Origin of the sequence: Mesobacterium pallidum (assembly GCF_019966535.1) — a bacterium.
Classification (GTDB): Bacteria; Pseudomonadota; Alphaproteobacteria; order Rhodobacterales; family Rhodobacteraceae; genus Mesobacterium; species Mesobacterium pallidum.
This window is the reverse complement of record NZ_JAIMID010000008.1, coordinates 167,282-186,069: the sequence shown is the minus strand read 5'-3', so window position 1 is coordinate 186,069 and position 18,788 is coordinate 167,282. Positions and strand designations below refer to the sequence as shown.

Annotated in this window: 19 protein-coding genes; 7 read left to right on the top strand and 12 right to left on the bottom strand. The window is 68.5% G+C overall.

Annotated elements, in window-relative coordinates:
• Position 1: 1 nt before the first annotated feature.
• From MF270_RS13615 to MF270_RS13600, 4 genes are all read right to left on the bottom strand, one after another.
• The gene (locus MF270_RS13615; protein ID WP_238366447.1) at positions 2 to 880 is read right to left on the bottom strand and encodes a carbohydrate ABC transporter permease; all 879 of its coding nucleotides are present in this window, start codon (positions 878 to 880) and stop codon (positions 2 to 4) included.
• On the bottom strand, positions 880 to 1,911 hold the full coding sequence (locus tag MF270_RS13610) for a carbohydrate ABC transporter permease (RefSeq protein ID WP_238366446.1): 1,032 nt from the start codon (positions 1,909 to 1,911) through the stop codon (positions 880 to 882). The genes MF270_RS13615 and MF270_RS13610 overlap by 1 nt, the downstream gene beginning before the upstream one ends.
• A gap of 65 nt (positions 1,912 to 1,976) precedes the next feature.
• A complete protein-coding gene (locus tag MF270_RS13605; RefSeq protein WP_238366445.1) occupies positions 1,977 to 3,212 on the bottom strand; it encodes an ABC transporter substrate-binding protein in 1,236 nt (411 codons plus the stop codon).
• 83 nt (positions 3,213 to 3,295) lie between these two features.
• Positions 3,296 to 4,483 carry a nuclear transport factor 2 family protein gene (locus MF270_RS13600; RefSeq protein ID WP_238366444.1) on the bottom strand — a complete coding sequence of 396 codons (1,188 nt, stop codon included), beginning with the start codon at positions 4,481 to 4,483 and terminating at the stop codon, positions 3,296 to 3,298.
• A gap of 158 nt (positions 4,484 to 4,641) precedes the next feature.
• On the opposite strand from MF270_RS13600, the gene MF270_RS13595 reads away from it, so the two are divergent.
• Positions 4,642 to 4,851: a hypothetical protein gene (locus tag MF270_RS13595; RefSeq protein ID WP_238366443.1), complete on the top strand. Its 210-nt coding sequence runs from the start codon at positions 4,642 to 4,644 to the stop codon at positions 4,849 to 4,851.
• Complete coding sequence (locus MF270_RS13590) at positions 4,844 to 6,211, top strand: amidase (RefSeq protein WP_238366442.1); 1,368 nt, start codon at positions 4,844 to 4,846, stop codon at positions 6,209 to 6,211. The genes MF270_RS13595 and MF270_RS13590 overlap by 8 nt, the downstream gene beginning before the upstream one ends.
• On the opposite strand, the gene hisD (MF270_RS13585) is transcribed toward MF270_RS13590, so the two are convergent.
• The 5 genes from hisD (MF270_RS13585) to hisD (MF270_RS13565) are packed head-to-tail and all read right to left on the bottom strand — an operon-like array spanning position 6,202 to position 11,209.
• Positions 6,202 to 7,491 carry a histidinol dehydrogenase gene (gene hisD, locus MF270_RS13585; RefSeq protein WP_238366441.1) on the bottom strand — a complete coding sequence of 430 codons (1,290 nt, stop codon included), beginning with the start codon at positions 7,489 to 7,491 and terminating at the stop codon, positions 6,202 to 6,204. The two genes, MF270_RS13590 and hisD (MF270_RS13585), sit on opposite strands and share 10 nt — an antisense overlap.
• A 21-nt stretch (positions 7,492 to 7,512) precedes the next feature.
• Complete coding sequence (locus tag MF270_RS13580; protein WP_238366440.1) at positions 7,513 to 8,205, bottom strand: RraA family protein; 693 nt, start codon at positions 8,203 to 8,205, stop codon at positions 7,513 to 7,515.
• A complete protein-coding gene (locus MF270_RS13575) occupies positions 8,202 to 8,891 on the bottom strand; it encodes an alpha/beta fold hydrolase (protein ID WP_238366439.1) in 690 nt (229 codons plus the stop codon). Before MF270_RS13575 ends, MF270_RS13580 begins: the two co-directional genes overlap by 4 nt.
• 3 nt (positions 8,892 to 8,894) lie before the next feature.
• The gene (locus MF270_RS13570) at positions 8,895 to 9,860 is read right to left on the bottom strand and encodes a cupin domain-containing protein (RefSeq protein WP_238366438.1); all 966 of its coding nucleotides are present in this window, start codon (positions 9,858 to 9,860) and stop codon (positions 8,895 to 8,897) included.
• A 23-nt stretch (positions 9,861 to 9,883) separates the two neighbouring features.
• On the bottom strand, positions 9,884 to 11,209 hold the full coding sequence (hisD, locus tag MF270_RS13565) for a histidinol dehydrogenase (protein ID WP_238366437.1): 1,326 nt from the start codon (positions 11,207 to 11,209) through the stop codon (positions 9,884 to 9,886).
• 238 nt (positions 11,210 to 11,447) lie between these two features.
• On the opposite strand from hisD (MF270_RS13565), the gene MF270_RS13560 reads away from it, so the two are divergent.
• A complete protein-coding gene (locus MF270_RS13560; protein ID WP_238366436.1) occupies positions 11,448 to 11,843 on the top strand; it encodes a (R)-mandelonitrile lyase in 396 nt (131 codons plus the stop codon).
• A gap of 72 nt (positions 11,844 to 11,915) precedes the next feature.
• Here the strand turns inward: MF270_RS13560 and MF270_RS13555 are convergent, their stop codons facing one another.
• From MF270_RS13555 to MF270_RS13545, 3 genes are all read right to left on the bottom strand, one after another.
• Positions 11,916 to 13,451 carry a heme biosynthesis protein HemY gene (locus MF270_RS13555; RefSeq protein WP_238366435.1) on the bottom strand — a complete coding sequence of 512 codons (1,536 nt, stop codon included), beginning with the start codon at positions 13,449 to 13,451 and terminating at the stop codon, positions 11,916 to 11,918.
• Positions 13,452 to 13,466: 15 nt separating this feature from the next.
• Positions 13,467 to 14,948 (bottom strand): COG4223 family protein, encoded by a 1,482-nt coding sequence (locus MF270_RS13550; protein ID WP_238366434.1) that lies wholly within the window; start codon positions 14,946 to 14,948, stop codon positions 13,467 to 13,469.
• A 72-nt stretch (positions 14,949 to 15,020) separates the two neighbouring features.
• Positions 15,021 to 15,719 (bottom strand): uroporphyrinogen-III synthase, encoded by a 699-nt coding sequence (locus tag MF270_RS13545; protein WP_238366433.1) that lies wholly within the window; start codon positions 15,717 to 15,719, stop codon positions 15,021 to 15,023.
• A gap of 86 nt (positions 15,720 to 15,805) precedes the next feature.
• On the opposite strand from MF270_RS13545, the gene tsaD reads away from it, so the two are divergent.
• The 4 genes from tsaD to MF270_RS13525 all read left to right on the top strand — a co-directional run bounded on the left by tsaD (position 15,806) and on the right by MF270_RS13525 (position 18,765).
• On the top strand, positions 15,806 to 16,903 hold the full coding sequence (gene tsaD / locus MF270_RS13540) for a tRNA (adenosine(37)-N6)-threonylcarbamoyltransferase complex transferase subunit TsaD (protein WP_238366432.1): 1,098 nt from the start codon (positions 15,806 to 15,808) through the stop codon (positions 16,901 to 16,903).
• Positions 16,900 to 17,871, top strand: coding sequence for an NAD(P)H-dependent glycerol-3-phosphate dehydrogenase (locus MF270_RS13535; protein ID WP_238366431.1), 972 nt, complete (start codon positions 16,900 to 16,902; stop codon positions 17,869 to 17,871). The genes tsaD and MF270_RS13535 overlap by 4 nt, the downstream gene beginning before the upstream one ends.
• Before the next feature lie 2 nt (positions 17,872 to 17,873).
• Positions 17,874 to 18,293, top strand: a complete 420-nt coding sequence (locus MF270_RS13530) for an EVE domain-containing protein (protein WP_238366430.1) — start codon at positions 17,874 to 17,876, stop codon at positions 18,291 to 18,293.
• 76 nt (positions 18,294 to 18,369) lie between these two features.
• Positions 18,370 to 18,765: a DUF1761 domain-containing protein gene (locus tag MF270_RS13525; RefSeq protein ID WP_238366429.1), complete on the top strand. Its 396-nt coding sequence runs from the start codon at positions 18,370 to 18,372 to the stop codon at positions 18,763 to 18,765.
• The last annotated feature ends 23 nt before the right edge of the window (positions 18,766 to 18,788 follow it).

Sequence of the window (18,788 nt, the reverse complement as noted above, 5' to 3'; positions counted from 1 at the left end):
CTTATCCCTTGACGGCGCCGGCGGTCAGGCCGCTGACGATCTGGCGTTGGAAGAACATCACGAGGATGAACAAAGGCACGGTGGCCGAGACCACGGCCGCCACGGCGTACATGATCGTGCCCTCGGTCTGCACCGTGCCGAGGAACGAATTGATCTTGGGCACCATGGTCTGGTTGTCCTGGTTCAGCAGCATCGCGGTCACGGCAAAGTCGTTATAGGCGAGGAGGAAGCTGAACAGCCCCGTGGTGATGACGCCCGGCCACATCACCGGCATGATCGCCAGCCGGAAGGCCTGGAACCGCGTGCAGCCGTCGACCATGGCGGACTCATCAAGGTCCTTGGGGATCGACTGGAAAAAGCTGTGCAGCATCCAGATCGTGAAGGGCTGGTTGATCGCCACCAGCACGATGATCGCCGTGGGCAAGTAGCCCCAGATGTTCATCTCGAAGAACGGCAGCAGGTAGCCCGAGACCAGCGTGATATGCGGCATGGCGCGGAAGACGAGCGCGGCGATCAGAATCCAGAAGGTGTATTGCCGGCTCGACCGCGACAGGGCGTAGCCGCCCAGCGTGCCGAAGACGAGGCTGATCGAGGTGACGCAGACCGTCACGATCGCGGTGTTGATGACCGAGTGGTAGAACTCGCGTTCCACCCAGGCACCGCGGTAGCCGTCGAGCGTGAAGGTGCCGCCGGTCTGCCGCTCGGTCGCGGGGCCGGTGATGGCGTTCCAGAAGGACTCGCGGCTGAAGAAGTCGGCCTGCACCTTGAACGATCCCCAGACCGTCCAGAAGAACGGGAAGGCGGCGAGGATCAGCCAGACCAGCAGCACGAGTCCGGTGGTGATCGCCAGCGGGCGGGAGTATCCGATCTTGCGGTCCATCAGCGGGCCTTCCGGTTGAAGTCGCGCCATGTGCGGATCAGCACCGGCGTCAGCAGGACGATCACGCCGATCATGGTCAGCACCGAGGTCGCGGCGGCCGAACCGAAGAGCTGGTCCACCTGGCCGTTCAGGTCATTGTAGATCGACCAACTCAGGGACGTCGCGTTGGCTTCGGACGAGAAGCCGATGATCGGCTCGAACACCCGGAAATTGTCCATCAGCAGCACGAGGCCCACGAAAGTGGCGAGCGGCACGAGGTGGGGGATGACGACATAGCGGATGCGTTCCCACCGGTTCGCGCCGTCGATCATCGCGGATTCCAGCGTGTCCTGCGGCAGGGTCTGAAGCCCGGCGTAGAAGACGACGAAGGCAAAGGGCGTCATGTGCCAGGTGCCGTAGACGATCAGCGTGACCCAGGTGAGGAAGGGCGAGGCCTTGAGGCTCAGCGTCGGGTCCGCAAAGACCCATTGCAGCGTCGCGCCGATCACCCCGTCGGAATTGATCATCCAGAACAGGATCAGCGAGCCCAGCAGTGGCGTCACGATATAGGGCAGCAGCGACAGGAAGATCACCGGGCCTTTCACCGCCTTGGGGATCGTGTTGACCCCCAGCGCCACCATGAAGCCGAAGATCATCGACAGCGGCGTGACAAGGAAGGTGTAGACCAGCGTGAAGGCGAGCGCCTTGTAGAACGGCAGGTTGTAGATGCGGCGGGCCACATCCCCGAACCCGTCATTGTCCGAGAGGATCTCGCCCACCTCCTGCGTCGCGAGATGCGCGCGGTTGAGATAGGTGCCGAGCCCGTTGAACTGGCCCAGCGGCTCTTCGGCCTTGAGCGCGGCGGTGGCGTCGGGGTCGACGCGGGTTTCCTGCTGGCAGCCGAAGGGGCCGCAGTTCTCGACCGTCACCAGCACCTTGTCGTGTTCGACATAGAGCGACTGGACAAAGACCGACACGATGGGCACGGCGATGAACAGCAGCATCGCCAACGCCGAGGGAAAGATGAACTTGACGAAATCGCGATGCCGCATGGGGCCGTGTCCTTGGCTTGGCTCCCGGCCACTGAGGCCGGGAGCGCCGTTCTAGAGGCGGTGCCTCAGTTCAGGAAGCCCGCTTCCTGCGCGGCGGTGCGATAGGCGGCCTCGACATCGGCCAGCGCCTGTTCGGCGCTTTCCGTGCCCTGCATGAAATCGGCCAGCTCCGCGCCTAGCGCGGTGTGCAGCAGGCCCATGTAGGGCGACATCGGGTAGGCGCGCGCGCCGCCCGAGGCGTTGCCCAGCACGCCCTTGGCCGTTTCAGGGGCGGCAAAGTCCTTCATCAGCCAGGTCGCGGCCGAGGGGTTGGCCGTCGCGACCTCGGGGCGGATGCCATGGACCATGGCGGCAAAGGACGCCTCGGCATCCTCGTCGCTGATGTTCTTGGCGATGGTGAAGCCGTCCCACCACAGCGCGGCGGCCGGGATGGAATTGCCGCCAACGGTCGGCGCGGGCGCCAGCATCGTGGCCTCGCCGATCTCGGGCGCCGGGCCATTCGGGTCGATATGGCCGTTCACCATGGACCCCCACTGGTTCATGATCGCCACTTCGCCGGCAAGGTACATCGCCTTCATCTCGTCCGAGGTGAAGGTCATGTACTCGGGCTCCATGTACGCGGTCATGGCCTTCATCATTTCCAGCGTCTTGATGCCGGTCTCACCGCTGATCGCGGGCTCGGCGCTGCCGGGCTCGAAGAACTCGCCGCCGTAACCGAGGTAGGTGTTCACGAACTCGTTGCCGAGGTACCAGCCCGCCTGGTCGGCTGCGGCCAGCGGGTATTCCATGATCCCCTTCTCGCGGATCACCTTGGCCGCCTCGAGGATCCCTTCCATCGTGGTTGGCTGCTCAAGGCCGGCTTCTTCCAGGATGTCCTCGCGGATGAACAGGTGCTGGCCGTTGCCCATGAAGGCGATCGCCATGACCTGCCCGTCGATGCGGATCAGCTGGCTCGGCGACAGGCTGTCGCCGTACTTGGCGACCAGGTCGTCCAGCGGGCGGATCAGGTCCTCGTTCAGCAGCGGCACGATCGAGTTGTTGGCGACCACGGCAACCGTGTACTGCGCCGGGCTGACCGTCAGCGCGGGCACCTGCAGCGCCTTGTGCTCGGTCGTCATGTTCACCTCGACGCTGACGCCGTCACCGGCGCAGGTCGCGGCCTCATTGATGACGATGCCCAGCGCATCGAAATCGTTGGCCAGGATGCGGACGCTGCCGCTGTCGACACCGCAGCCGGCATGGGCTGCACCGGCCGCCCAGACGAGGGCAAGGGCCGTGGTGGTGCGCGTGATATGGGTCATGTTGCTCTCCGTTGGTTGGACGCCCGCTGTTTTTGTTGTCATGCGGGCTTTGTGGGTCGGGCCGGGCTGCGCCGGCCCGGATGTCAGGCGCCGGTCGCCTCGGTGGCCGAGGGCGCGTCGGCCAGTTGCGCCAGCTTGATCTGCACCAGCAGCGCCAGCTCGTCATAGACCGTCCATTCGTCGACGATCTTGCCGTCCTTGTAATGGTAATGCGACATGCCCATCACCTGCACCCGCTTGCCGGTCGGATCGCCGAGGCTTTCCAGCCCGCCATAGCCCAGGTGATGGCCTTCCATCACCCAGCGCACGGCGACCTTGGTGCCACCCTCGATACAGGGGGTCGAGCAGATGTGCTGCGGCTGGTAGACCGCATCCGGGAAGGCGCCGATCAGACCCAGCGCCTGGTGGGTGACCGAGGCGGTGCCGTAAAGCTCCTTCATCAGCGGCCCGTGGTACATGATTGTGGGGGCGTAGACATCGCGGATCCGGCCGAACATCTTGCGATTGAAGGTGTCGTGCAGCCAGGTCAGCGTCTCGCGTTCGAGGTCGGTGCCCGCGATCGACAGGTCGGCCTCTTCGGCGGGCGGGTACTGGCCCATCATCAGGCCGGTTTCGCCGATGTCGAGCACGCTGAGCCCCTTGTCGAACTTGGCCTGCGCCAGCTTCAGCGCATAGGCCTGCGGATCCAGACCCAGCTGCTGCACGATGGCCATCTGGTCCGACACGACCCATTCGCGGTAGATCTTGTTGCGGTGGATCATGCAATCCGCGACCGTGCGCGAGGTGAATGTGCGCCCCGTCGCCGGACCATACGGACCCGGCTGGCTATGCCGCCCCGAGCCGGTCACGAGGTGAGAGGTATAGAACCCGTCCTTGTCATTGCCGTTCCAGACAACATGGGTCGCCATCCCGCGCCGTTCGGGCAGGGCAACGAGCCGCTGGATGGTGTCGCGCACCACGTCCTCGCGGTTGTAGATCGTGCCCGTCGGCAGGTAGAGAACGATGTTGTGCGTGTAATGGGTGTAGATCAGGCCGACGTCGCGTTCGTCCCAGATCTTGTGGGTGCAGCGCACGATGTAGTCGACGATGTCGGAATAGCAGGGATCGAAGCCCTCCATCCCCTGCACCGGCGCGCGGCCCTCGGGCACCAGGTCGGTGAAATCGGCGCGCTCGACCTGCATCACCTGGCCATTGTGGGGGGCGTCATCGGCCGTCTTCGGTGCGGCCTTGGCGCCCTTGGTGAGTTGTGCGGTGTCGTCCTGCGTGCCCATGGTGGCCCTTCCGGTGGTGTTCGTTCGGCGGGCCGGGCCCGCGCTTTGCATACCTATTCAAATGCGACCGTGCCGCATTTCCTTTCACCGGTCAACTGGAAATGCATACTTATGCAAAATCCTGGTTCGGCGGCCTTGCGCGTGAGGGTCGACGCATCATGACGCTTGATCGCACGCGCGTGAATACCTATGCAAAAAGAAGCACTCACCGCCAGCACGGGGCCGCCCAGATGACCGCCGAAGATTTCGCCACTCTGCTCGCCCGGCAGGGTCTCACCCTTCCCGATAGCGACCTCAAAGCCGCCCTGCCCGCCGCCCAGCGTCTGCGCGAGGCGGCGAATCGGCTGAAGGAGGCGCAGGATGACTGACCCCATCGACCTGCCGCTGGCCGCACAGGCCGCGCTGCTGGCGCGGCGCGAGGTCTCCGCGCGCGAGCTGATGCAGGCCACGCTCGACCGCATCGCCCGGCGCGATCCGCAGTTGGGCGCGGTGGTGCACCTGTCCGATACCGCGCTGGCAGAAGCCGCCCGCTGGGACGACACCCCGCCCGAGGATCGCCTCCCGCTCGCCGGGCTGCCGCTGGGGGTCAAGGACATCCTCGACGTGGCCGGGCAGCCGACCCGCTGCGGCTCTCACGCCCACCCGGTCGAAACCGCGGGCGATGCCGCCGCCGTCGCTTTGCTGCGGCGGGCCGGGATGATCCCGTTCGCCAAGCTCGCCACCTATGAATACGCTCTGACCGGCCCCGCCTGGGACCAGCCCAACCCGCCCGCGCGCAACCCGTGGAACGGGGCGCATATCACCGGCGGCTCGTCGTCAGGCTCGGCCGCCGCCGTTGCGGGCGGGCTGATGCGCGTGGCGCTGGGCACCGACACCGGCGGCAGCATCCGCGCGCCCGCCGCCTATTGCGGGATCACCGGGCTGAAGCCCACGCACCATGCGGTGCCGGAGGGTGGATGTTTTCCCCTGTCGCCCAGCCTCGACGTGATCGGCCCGCTGGCCGCCTGCGTTGCCGATGCCGCGCTGGTGATGGAGCATCTCTCCCCCGCAACCCGCGCCACCGCCGGGCTGGGGCAGGACATCGCCGGGCTGCGCATCGGCTATGCCCGCGACTGGTTCGCGAACGACCCGCAGGCCGACCCTGCGCTGATCCGCGCCATGGACGACATGGCCGCCACCCTGTCGATGCTCGGCGCGCGGATCGAGCTGATCGACCTGCCCGATTATCAGCCCTTGGAAGAGGCCGGCACGATCCTGCTGCAGGCCGAAGCTTGGGCCGTCCACAAGGACGCGCTCGCCACCCGTTGGGACCTCTACGGAGTCGATGCCCGGCGCAATCTTATCACCGGCGCCGTCCTGACCGACGACGACGTGACCCGCGCACGTCGTGTCGCCGCCCGGTTCGGGGCAACGCTGGACGAACGCCTCGCGCAGGTCTCGGCCCTGCTGGCGCCGACCACGCTGGGCCCCGCGCCGAAGTTTTCCGATTTCGAGGATGGCCCGGTCTGGACCGCCATGCGCACGCTACCGGTCAACATGTCCGGGCATCCGGCCCTGTCTGTGCCCTGCGGATTTGCCGCCAATGGCCTGCCCTTGGGCGCGCAATTCATCGGGCCGAAGGGGAACGAGGCGCTGATCTGCCGTCTCGGGGATGCCTACGAGCATGCCAGCGCCCACATGGCCCGGCCCGCGATCGGGGCCGAGCCGGTGTCGTTGGATCAGGCCTGAACCTGCATCCGGTCCAGCCGCAGCTGGGCCGCGCGGCGGTGCCCTTCCAGCGTCTCGGACGCCGCCTGCCGCGCCGCGGGCGGGGCGACCTGGCGGACGCCTTCCTCAGTCAGCCACTGGTGGGTCACGGTCTTGATGTAGGTCCCGACCCAAAGCCCGCCGGTGTAACGCCCCGCGCCCATCGTCGGCAGCGTATGGTTTGTGCCCGAGCACTTGTCGGAATAGACCACGCTGGAATTGGTCCCGATGAAGAGCGACCCGTAATGGCGCAACTTCTTCGCCAGCCCGTGCGCGTCCTCTGTATGGACCTGCAGGTGCTCGGCCGCGACGATGTCGGAATAGGCGATCATGGTTGCCTCGTCCGGGCAGACGACGATCTCGCCATAATCCTGCCAGGCCCGGCCGGCCGTTTCCGCGGTGCTGAGCGTTTCCAGCTGGCGGTCGACCTCGGCCAGCACCGCCTCGGCCAGGGCAGCGTCGGTGGTGATCAGGCCGACACGGGTGCGCACGTCATGTTCGGCCTGGGCCAGCAGGTCGGTCGCCAGCATCTCGGCATCGCCGGTGTGATCGGCCAGCACGAAGATCTCGGACGGGCCGGCCAGCTGGTCGATGCCCACGGGACCAAAGACCTGACGCTTGGCCTCGTTGACGAAGGCATTGCCGGGCCCCACGATCTTGTCGACCGGCGGCACGCTTTCGGTGCCCAGCGCCATGGCCGCGATGGCCTGCGCCCCACCAATGCGGAAGACGCGGTCGGCGCCCGACAGGTGGCAGCCGGCGATCATCGCCTCGTGCGCGTTCGGCGGCAGGCAGGCGATGACCTCCTCGACGCCCGCGACCTTGGCCGGAACGATGGTCATGATCGGCGCCGACAGCAGCGGATAGCGCCCGCCGGGCACGTAGCAGCCGACCCGCTCCAGCGGGATGTTGCGGTGGCCAAGATGCACGCCCGGCCGGATCTCGACCTCGAGCTCGCTGAGGGTGCCCAGCTGCGCCTCGGCAAAGGCGCGGACGTTGGCGATGGCAAACTCCGTATCCGCGCGGGTCTGCGGGTCCAGCCGCGCGACAGCGGCCTCGCGGTCGGCCATGCTCACCTCGAAGACCTCGAGCTCGGCCTTGTCGAACCTGGCGGAGTACTCGCGCACGGCGGCATCGCCCTCGGCGCGGACGCGGGCCAGCACCTCGGCCACCAGCGCCTCGACCGGGGCATTGTCGGCCACGGCGTCGCGGCCGGGGGATTTGACGAAACGGAGCGTGTCGGGAATGGGCAGTCGGGTCATGAGCCTCGTCCTTTGAGGGTGTCAGGTGCGCGCCGCTTCGAAGGCCGTCCAGGCGGCCTCGAACCGGGCAAAGTCGAAATCGGGGGCGCGGGCGGCATCGAGCACGATGGCCTCGGTCGCCTGCATCTTCGCGATGGCGGCGGGCAGCTCGGCCAGGTAGGCGGGCGGGATGACCAGCGCGCCGTGGCGGTCGGCATGGACCCAGTCGTCCGGGGCGATGGTGAGGCCAAAGACGGTCACAGGCCCGGCCACTTCGGTCACGTGGACGAAGCCGTGGCTGGGGCCGACCTGCCCCGCGATCACGGCAAAGCCGGGGGCGAGGTCGCCAAGGTCGCGCATGAGGCCATTGGTCAACGCGCCCGTGAGGCCAAAGCCCTTGTGGACCGTCGTGTTCAGCTCGCCCCAGTAGGCGCCGACGGCATCCGGTCCATCCATGTCCTCGACCACCGCGATGCGGGGGCCGGTGCCTTCGGCCATGTGGCGGTAGTAATCCATGCGCCGGGCGCGGATCTCCTCGGGCGGCTCGATCGGCGCGAAGCGGGCGCGGATGCGCGCGGTGCGGGCCTGGCCGACGATCACGGCCGACGGATCGCTGGCCAGCGGCGTGCCGCGGGTGAAGGCGTCAAAGCCGCGCCGCCCCTCGATCACCTCGATCGCGTTGCAGACAGTGGGCGTGTCGACCGAGCGCAGCAGCGCCAGTGTTTCCGGGGTCATGTCAACCATGTGCTGAGGGCCTTCGTGGTTGCCTCGGGCGCTTCCAGCGTGGGCAGGTGCCCCGCGCCCTCGAGGATGGTGTAGGTGGCATGGGGCATCAGCCCGTGCAGGAGGTCATGGCGCGCGACCGGGCAAAGCCGGTCCTCGCGACCGCAAAGGATCAGCGTCGGGCGCTTGGGCGCGTCGCGCAGGATGTCGCATTGGTCCGGACGGTCTCGCAGGGCGCGGGACTGGCGGGCAAAGACATCCGCGCCCAGCGCATCGGCCATGTCGCGGCAGGTCGCCTCGATCCCGGCGTCGGGGGCGGCGAGGTAGCGCGGGATGAAGGAGTCCTGCATCATCGCGCCCAGCTCGCCAGCCATGGCGCGGTCGATCTGGGCCGCACGGCCGGCCTGCACCTCGGGCAATTCCGCAAGGGGGTTGGTGTCAAGAAGGGCCAACCGCGCCACCCGGTCCCCGGCCTGGCGCAGCACCTCCATCGCGACGATCCCGCCCATCGACAGCCCGGCCAGTGCAAAGCGCGGCGGCGCGTCACGCAGGACCCCGGCCGCCAGCTCGTGGACCGTTTCTGCGCCCGAGAGGTCGGCGCAGATGACCGTCCGCCCGGCCGAGAGCGCCGCGATCTGCGGGGCAAACAGCCGGGCGTCGCACATCATCCCGGGCAGGAAGACCAGCGGCAGCCCCATGGCTCAGCCCCGCCAGGTCGCGCCGGCGGACTCGTCCGTGTCGCGCACGCGGTAAAGGCTCGCCTCGCCCGACATCGACGGCACCAGCCGGTAGGCCAGCCCCGGCGGCACGGCGCAGGTGTCACCGGGGGCAAGGATCTCTTCGCCCCCCTCCCACGACAGACGCCAATGCCCGCGCATCGCCATCAGCACGTCGTTGCGGGTCGAGTGCACCTCGACGTCCGTCGCAGAATTGTGGTTGAGGAAATCGACCTCGAACCCGGGCTTGTCCTTCAGGACACCGTTGGGCCCGATCACCTGCACCGGGGCACGATCGGCCAGCGCCATCAGGTCCCAGTAGCGGGCGACGTGGCCGGGGATGACCTCGGCCGTGGTCGGTTCGGGGAAGGCTTTCAGTTCGTCCTCGGTCAGCAGGGGCATGGGGGCGATCCCTTCGGGCAACGACTGGCCCTTCTTGCTGTCGTAGAGCTTGCCGTTCTCACCCAGCACAAGCCCGTGCTCTCGCGCGTCCTCGATCACCTGCGGCGCCCAGATCACGCCGCCACCGGCATCGTCACCGCCGAGGATCGCCATGATCATCCCGTAGTCGGTGCCGATGTTCTCGAAGCCGCGGAAGATGCCCGTGGGGATGTTGATGATATCGCCTTCCTCGAGCACCACCTCGCCCGCGGTGCCCCAACGGCCCCAGAAAAAGCGCCAGCGGCCCGAGAGGACATAGAACACCTCGGCCGTGCGGTGTGAATGCAGCGAGTTGCGGCAATGCGGCGGCTGCCCGGCCGCGCCAATGTTGAAGCCGGGCGTGTCCTTGATGTGGACGTACTGGTCGGGGCTTTCCGACACGCCATCGCCGATGATGGTGAAGTTTTCCTTGCGGTCGCTGCCCGGCGTATGGGCGTCGATGAAGGCGGTCTTGCAGGGCACCAGCTCTCCGTATCGGACGATCCGGGCGCGCATGTCTTGCGGTGTCATGGGGGTTTCCTTGGTCTGAAGCGTCACGCGTCGGAGAACGGTTCGGCCGCCGCGCCATAGGGCACGTTGACCCCGCCGTAGCGCCGGACGCGGATGTTGCATTGTTCGGCATGACCGACGAAGCCTTCCAACATGCACAGGCGCGAGCCATAGGCGCCGATGCTGGCCGCGGCCTCGTCCGTCAGGATGCGCTGGTAGCTGTGGGTCTTCAGGAACTTGCCGACCCAGAGCCCGCCGGTGTAGCGCCCGGCCTTCTTGGTCGGCAGCGTATGGTTGGTGCCGATCACCTTGTCACCATTCGCCACGTTGGTCCGCGCGCCGAGGAACAGCGCGCCGTAGCAGGTCATGTGCTCGAGGAACCAGTCGTCCCGGTCGGTCATGACCTGCACATGCTCGCTGGCGATGTCGTCGGCAAGGGCCAGCATCTCGTCGTAGGTGTCGCACAGGATCACCTCGCCGTAATCCTGCCAGCTGGTGCGGGCGGTGTCGGCGGTGGGCAGGATCTCGAGCAGGCGGTCGATCTCGCGCAGCGTGCCTTCGGCCAGCTTGCGGGAATTGGTGACCAGAACGGCGGGCGAGTTGTAACCGTGCTCGGCCTGGCCCAGCAGGTCGGTGGCACAGAGTTCCGCGTCGACCGTGTCGTCCGCGATCACCATCGTCTCGGTCGGCCCGGCGAAGAGGTCGATGCCGACGCGGCCGAAGAGCTGCCGCTTGGCCTCGGCGACAAAGGCATTGCCCGGCCCGACCAGCAGGTGGACGGGGGCGATGGTTTCCGTGCCCAGTGCCATGGCGCCGACGGCCTGGATGCCGCCCAGCACGTAGATCTCGTCGGCGCCGCCCAGGTGCATGGCGGCGATGACCGCGGGGTTCGGTTCGCCCTTGAACGGCGGGGTGCAGGCGATGATGCGCGGCACGCCGGCGACCTTGGCCGTGGCGACGGACATATGCGCGCTGGCGACCATGGGGAACTTGCCGCCGGGCACGTAGCAGCCGACCGATTGCACGGGGATGTTCTTGTGGCCCAGGATCACGCCCGGCAGCGTCTCGACCTCGATATCCGTCATGGACGCGCGCTGCGCCCTGGCAAAGTTCACCACCTGCGCCTGGGCGAACTTCAGATCTTCGAGGTCGCGCGGCGGCACCTTGGCGATCAGCGCGTCGATCTCGTCCTGGCTCAGCCGGTAGGTTTCCCGGTCGTAGCCGTCGAACTTGTTGGCCAGCTCGCGCACGGCCGCATCGCCGCGCGCCTCGATGTCCTTGAGCGTGGCCGCGACTGCCTCGGCCGTCTTCGCGTCATCCTCGGCCCGGTCGGCCGCGGGTTTTCCGTGCTTGAGATGCGTGACGGCCATGGCGCGCTCCTTCCCTGTCGATCGCGTTTGCATACGATTGCAATACGCCGCCGCCGCGTATCGCGCAAGGGTTTTTGCATACCTATGCGGCGAGGCCCGACCCAGGCGACCGGATTCGTGATGCCCCCCATGGGCAGATGCGGACCCGAGGGGTAATGTGTCGGTGACGGCAAGGCCGACGCGGACCTGCCACGTCGCGACATCGACCAAGCCACCGCTTTGCGAAAGGACCCGCCTTATGAAGATCATCCGTTCCGGCACGGCCCCCTCGATGGCCGGCCCCGGCGACTGGTTCACCGGCACCGTGCGCATGGACCCGCTGTTCCAGGCCGAAGCGCCCGGACGGGCCGTCGGCACGCATGTCACCTTTGAACCCGGCGCCCGCACCGCCTGGCACACACACCCGGCCGGCCAGACGCTGATCGTGACCTTCGGTCGTGGCCGCGTGCAGCGCGAAGGCGGTCCGGTCGAGGAGATCCGCCAGGGCGACGTTGTCTGGTTCCCGGCCGGTGAAAAGCACTGGCACGGCGCCTCGGCCGAAACCGCGATGAGCCATATCGCGATCCAGGAAGCGGTCGACGGATCGACCGTCACCTGGATGGAAAAGGTCGAGGACGCCGATTACAACGGCTGAACCGACCTGCGGGAATGCGAAAGGGCCGGGGATCTCTCCCCGGCCCTTTTCGTGTGCCCTGTGGCCTTGCGGTCAGGTCTTGGCCGACTCGCCGGCCGGCTCATCCGATGTCGCCACCGTGACCGGCGCATCGTCGGTCTCGACGATCTCGGCATCCATAACCTCGGGCTCGGACGGCGGCGTCGTCGGCCGCGGCGCGACCGGCGCCGGGGCGGCGGCGCCCTTGTCCTCGAGCGCGCCGACGATCAGCGGCAGCATGGCGACACCCGTGGCATTGGCCATGTCCGCATGGGGCGGGGTCTTCCAGCTGAGCGTGTCGAAGCTTTGGCAGTTCGTGCAGACCGGCGTCCATTCGCCCTGGATGTTGTGGCAATTGTCGCAGACCCAGGCAGGCCCGCGCGGCGCGGTCAGCGCGCGTGCCAGCCAGCCCTTGACCACGGTGTCCGAGGCGCCCTCGCCCCGCTCGATGGCCGCCATCAGGGTCAACGCCCGGGCATCGGGCGCCTTGTCCGGCAGGTCGCCCAGCGCACGGCGGGCGCCCGGGAAATCCTCGGCCGCGATGTGCAGCTCGGCCTTGACCAGCCGCGTCTCGGCGCTTTCGGGATAATGCTTGGTCAGCGCGACAAAGCGCTTCAGCCGGGCCTCGGGGGTCTCGTCCGGTTCGATCTCGGCGAAGGCGGCAGCGAGGTCGGGATGCGGGTGCACCTGCCAGGCCTTGGTCAGGATGCGCGTCGCGTGGCGCTTGTTGCCCTTGGCGATATAGCTGCGCGCGGCCATGCAGGCGGCGGGAATCAGGTCGGGCGAGGCCTTGTTAGCCGCGATTGCCGCCTCCTGCGCCTCGATGCTCTTGCCCTCGTCCAGCACGCCCTTGGCCTCGCTCAGCGCCAGAACGGCGTCGCGGCGCTTGTGCACGTCGCGCGGCAGGGTGCCGGTCTTGAGCTTGGTCGCCAGCGTCTTGCGTGCGCCGGCCCAGTCATTGGCCTGGGCCTGCAGCCGCAGCAGCGTGTCCTGCGTTTCCTCGTGCCGGGGGCGCAGCGCGATGGCCTTTTCGGCCAACTGGCGCGCGGTCTCGGTGTCGCCCTCGGAAAGCCGCTGCTTCATGATCCCGCGCACGCCGACGAACCGCGTCTTGTCGTCCTGCACCAGCCGCTTGTAGACCTCTTCGGCCTTCTTGCGGTCGCCCACCATCTCGGCCGCCTGCGCGGTCATCAGGTCGGTGAGGTCGGACCGGTTCAGGAACCGTTCCGCCTTGGCCGCCTTGGTCATGGCCAGCTGCCCCTCGCCCGAGGCAAGCGCCATCATCCCCTCGCTCAGGGCTTTGTAGCCCTTGCGCTCGCGGTTGCGGTCGAAGTAGCGCGAAATCGCGGTCTCGTCGCCGTTGATGAAGCGGATCGTCGCGACCAGGAACCCGGCCAGCTTGAGCAGGAGCCAGACGCCGACCACGATCACCACGGCCGCGATCACCGACTGAAGCGGCCCCAGCGTGTATTCCGTCCCGGCGACGGTGACCTGGATGCCGCCTTCGGTCTGCATCAGCCAGCCCGCGCCATAGGTAAGCGCGGCAACCAGCGCGATGAAGATCATGACCTTGATGAGTGACCACAGCATATCGGCGTCTACCTCTTATTCGTTCAGGCCCTGGGCGAGGCCTTCGGCCGCGTCCAGTGCATCGCGCCGCAGCGTCGCGGCAGCCACCCAGTCGCCCAGGGCGGCCTGGGCCGGTTCGGGCAGCGTCTCGATCTCGGCCAGGGCATCGGCCAGGCGGCCCTGCTGCACGGCGGCCTCGACCCGGCTCAGAACGGCATCGGGGTCATCCCCGTCACGCGGCGCGACTGACCGGGCGCCCAGCTGGCGTTTCAAGAAATTGCCGATACTGCCGCCATCGCCGGTCTCTTCCCGCGCGGCCGACAACGCGTCGCGCGCGGCGTCGGGAAAGGTATCCTCGAGCACGGATTGCGGCGGCACGCCCTCGGTGGCGGCGCGGTCCAGCACCTCCGGCACTTGCGTTCCGGTCTCGGCCAGGTCGGCCAGCGCGGGACCGAAGGGCGTCCCGCTGTCCAGCGCCGACTGGATGCGCGTCACGGCCGAGCGGGCCATGGTCTCGCGCGCGGTCTCGGTGGCATTCGCCTCCATCTGCGCGGCCTCGCTGGCCATCGTCTCCATCTCGGCGCGCTGGGCGGCGACCGACTCCTGCAGGCGGCGCAGCTCTTCCTCGTAGGCAGCGATGGCCGCGTCCGAGACGTTGTTCTCGATCGGCGCGCGCTCGAGCTCGGTGATGCGCGCGGCCAACGCGTCGATCTCGCCCGTCAGCCCGTCCAGCGCATCCAGACGCCCCGTCAGCTCGTCGCGCAGCGCGGAAACGGCGCTGTCCAGCTGGTCTCCGGTCAGCCCGGCTTCGCTGGCGGCGGCCAGTTCGTCGATGCGGGTCGACTGGGCCGAAAGGCTCGCGTCCAGGGCATCCCGCGTCACGTATTCTGGCGGATCGTAATCGGGCGTGGAAAAGGGCCAGCCGCCGTTGCTGTACTGCGCCGCACCAAAGCCCAGCGCCGCGGCGATCACGCCGCCCAGCACCATGGCCCCGGCGCCGCCCTTGCGCTCGACCACGCGGACGGTCTCGGGCGCGGGTGCGGGCTGCGCTGCGGCGCCTGCGGCCCCGGCTGCGGCCATCGTGCCGATCCCTGCGCTGTCCGGCGTGGCGTCCACCTGGCTCGGGCCGGTGTCTTCCAACGCGTCCGGTTCGTCCGTCGGCTCCTCAAGAAGGGTCTCTTCCTCGGCGGGCGCGTCAACGTGTTCATTCTCGGAATAGGTTTCGGCCGGTTCTTCCCCGGGCCCGGCCGCGAAGCCCTCGGGGCCCTCGACCTCCGGGTCGATGATCGTGCCCTCGAACTCGGCGGGCTCTTCCTCGACCGCGGCATCCGTCCCCTCGGCAGGCTCGTCGGCCGGCAGGTCATCCCAATCGGCCTCATCGGCGGCTACCGTGTCGGCGCCCTCATCCGTCGCGGCAGAGGTCTCCTCCGCCTCCGTGCCCTCTTCGGCGGCTGCCTCGAGGCTGTCCTCGGTCTGGTCCTTCGCCGCTTCGGCGTCTTTCCTGTCAGACTCGGCCACTTGCACGTCCTTCCGATTCCCTGCGTTCGCTGCAACGCAACACCACGACACTAGCGGCCCCCCACGGGACCCTCAAGGCGGCGTGACTGCGTCCAACCGTCCCGACAGCGCCGCCTTGAGCGCAGCCAGGTCGGGCCGCTCGGCCACCGTCACCGCGTCCGGCCGCACCACCTGCGCAGCATCGGCCACGGCCGGGCTGAGTGCAACCACGTCGAGAAACGCGCGAAACGGCGCCTCGTTCCCAAGTAACGCGGCCGAGCGCGGGGAAAAGAGCGGAAGGATCACACGGCCCGTCCCGGACAGCATCTCGCGGGCCTCCGTGCCGAGTTTCCGGGCATGTTGATGATAGACGACGCGGTCGGCGGTCTCGATGCCGGCCGCGCTCAGCCGCGCCGCAAGATCGCCGCGCACCACCGCGCCGCGCAGGTGCAGCAAGGGGCCATCGGGCGGCTGGGCCACAAGCGCCGCCAGCAGCGTCTCGGCATCCGGTGCGACCCGGGCGACATCCCACCCGGCCTCCCGCGCGACCTGCGCGGTCCGCTCCCCCACGACAAAGGCCTGGCGGCCCCGGCCGGGACCGATGAGCGGGACCGCATGGCGCGAAGTCAGGATCACGCCCCGGGCCCCGCCAAGATCCGGCACCCTGCCCACCGGCGCGATTTCCATGAGCGGAGAGATCACGACCCGCGCCCGCCCGCCGATCCAGGTTGCCAGCGCCCGGGAATCGGGTTCGGGCCGGGTCAGCAAGACGTTGGGCAGGGGCTGGATCATCGGGGGCCGGGATTGTTTGCACCGCGTCAAGGTGGTACCTGCGCCAAGGGCCCGATGCAACGGGCCGGCAAGGGGCATGCGCGGCCATGGGCGACACGCTGACACTTCTGGGGTTGGAAAGCAGCTGCGACGACACTGCTGCCGCCGTTGTGCGCCATGTGCCGGGACACGCGCCGCAGATCCTGTCGTCCATCGTGCACGGCCAGGCCGAGCTGCACGCCGATTTCGGCGGCGTCGTCCCCGAGATCGCCGCCCGCGCCCATGCCGAGAAAATCGACCTCTGCGTCGAGCAGGCGCTTGCGGACGCCGGGCTGACCCTGGCTCAGATCGACGCCATCGCCGTCACCGCCGGGCCGGGGCTGATCGGCGGTGTGCTGTCTGGCGTGATGTGCGCCAAGGGGCTGTCGGCCGGGTCGGGCAAGCCGCTGGTGGGGGTCAACCACCTGGCCGGCCACGCGCTGACCCCGCGGCTGACGGACATGGCCGCCTTTCCCTACCTCATGCTGCTGGTTTCGGGCGGGCATTGCCAGCTGCTGCAAGTCAACGGCCCCGAGGACTTCACCCGCCTCGGCGGCACCATCGACGACGCCCCGGGCGAGGCCTTCGACAAGACCGCGCGCCTGCTCGGCCTGCCGCAACCCGGCGGCCCGTCGGTCGAGGCCGAGGCGCGCGCGGGCGATCCCAAACGGTTCCGTTTCCCCCGCCCGCTGCTCGACCGGCCGGGCTGTGACATGAGCTTTTCCGGCCTCAAGACCGCGCTCTTGCGCACCCGCGACCAGGTGGCGGCCGACAAGGGCGGGCTGACGCGGCAGGACCGCGCCGACCTTTGCGCCGGCTTCCAGGCCGCGGTGCGCGACGTTCTGGTGGAAAAGACCCGCCGGGCCCTCGCGACCTACATGGAGGCATCGCCCGAAGCGCCCATGATCGCGGTCGCCGGCGGCGTGGCCGCGAACCAGTCGATCCGCGCGGGGCTGGAAGAGGTCGCGGCCGCGGCCGGTGCCACCTTCACCGCGCCGCCCCTGCGCCTGTGCACCGACAACGCGGCGATGATCGCCTGGGCCGGGCTGGAACGCTTCCGCGCCGGCCAGACGGACGACATGACCCTTGTCGCCCGCCCCCGCTGGCCGCTGGACACGGCCCGCGCCGGGATGCTGGGCGGCGGCAAGAAGGGGGCCAAGGCATGAGCGTCGGCGTCCTTGGCGCCGGCGCCTTCGGCACGGCGCTCGCCATCTCTCTGGCGCGCGGCGGAGCCGAGACCGTGCTTTGGGCGCGCGACGCAGACCTCGTGCAGACCATGGCCGAGACGCGCGCAAATCCGCGCCTGCCCGGCGCGCCCCTGCCCGAGACGCTGCGCGTCACAGCCGACATCCGCACGGCCACCGCCTGCGACATCCTGCTGGTCGTCGTGCCGACCCAGAAGGTCCGCGACCTTGCCGTGCAATACCGCGACATGCTCGACGGCAAGACCCTTGTCGCCTGCTGCAAGGGGATCGAGCTGACCTCGCACCTCGGCCCCGTCGCGCTGCTGGACAGCCTGCTGCCGCATGCCCGCACGGCCATCCTGACCGGGCCGAGCTTTGCCCATGACATCGCGATCGGCCTGCCCACCGCGCTGACCCTGGCCTGCGCGGACGAGGTGCTGGGTGAGGCGTTGCAGACCGCGCTGACCACGCCGAACCTGCGGCTCTACCGCACCACGGACACGGTGGGCGCGGAACTGGGCGGCGCGCTCAAGAACGTCATGGCCATCGCCGCCGGTGCCTGCATGGGCGCGGGGCTGGGCGACAGCGCCCGGGCCGCGCTGATGACCCGCGGGTACGCGGAAATGACCCGCATGGCGGCCGCCCTCGGTGCGCAGCCGGAAACGCTGGCGGGGCTGTCGGGCTTTGGCGACCTCGTGCTGACCTGCACCTCCGAAGGCTCGCGCAACTACCGCTTCGGCCTGTCGCTGGGGCGCGGCGAAGACTTTGACCCGAGCGTCACGGTCGAAGGCGCGGCGACCGCCCGCGCGGCGCTCGCCTGGGCGCAGGACCACGACATCGACATGCCCATCACCCGCGCGATCACCGCGCTGCTTGACGGCGAACTGGACGTGACCGAAGCGGTGCAGGCGCTGCTCTCGCGCCCGCTGCGCCCGGAACAGGAGGACTGAGAATGCGTTATTGGCTCTTCAAATCCGAACCCGCCACCTGGAGCTGGGACGACCAGGTCGCCAAGGGCGACGCGGGCGAGGAATGGAACGGCGTGCGCAACTACCAGGCCCGCAACTTCATGCGCGAAATGGCGCTGGGGGACCGCGGCTTTTTCTACCACAGCCAGACGGAAAAAGCGGTCGTCGGCGTGGTCGAAGTCTGCGCTACCTCGCATCCCGACAGCACGACCGACCAGGCGCGCTGGGACTGCGTGGACGTCAAGGCGGTGATGCCGGTGAAAACTCCTGTCACGCTGGACCAGATCAAGGCCCATCCGCGGCTTGCGGACATGGTGCTGGTCAAGAACTCGCGCTTGTCGGTCCAGCCGGTGACCGAGGACGAATGGCGCATCGTCTGCAGCCTCGCCGGCATTCCGGCCTGAGATCCGGAAAATTCTAGGCGTTCCACGGAATTCGCGGCACAGTCATGCCGGGAAACGATGTGGAGAGGGCCCACACATGGAACTCATCAACGTATTGGTCGCCGCGCTGGCGGCCTGGCTGTTTGGCGCCGCCTGGTACATGACACTGGCCAAGCCATGGATGGAAGCAGCCGGGGTCGAGGTCGGCCCGGACGGCAAGCCCCAGGGCGGACAGGGCGCACTCCCGTTCATCCTGTCGGCGCTGGCCATGGTGCTGGTCGCGGGCATGATGCGGCACATGCTGTCGATGGCCGGAATCACCGGCATCGGAAAATCGGCGCTGACCGGGCTGGGCATCGGGCTGTTCTTCATCAGCCCCTGGATCATGATCAACAACGCCTACCCCGGCCGGCCGTTCAAGCTGACGCTGATCGACGGCGGTTACGCGGTGTTCGGCTGCATGATCATCGGGATCGTGCTGGCGCTGTTCTGACGGCGCCGGGGCGGCGGCCGACC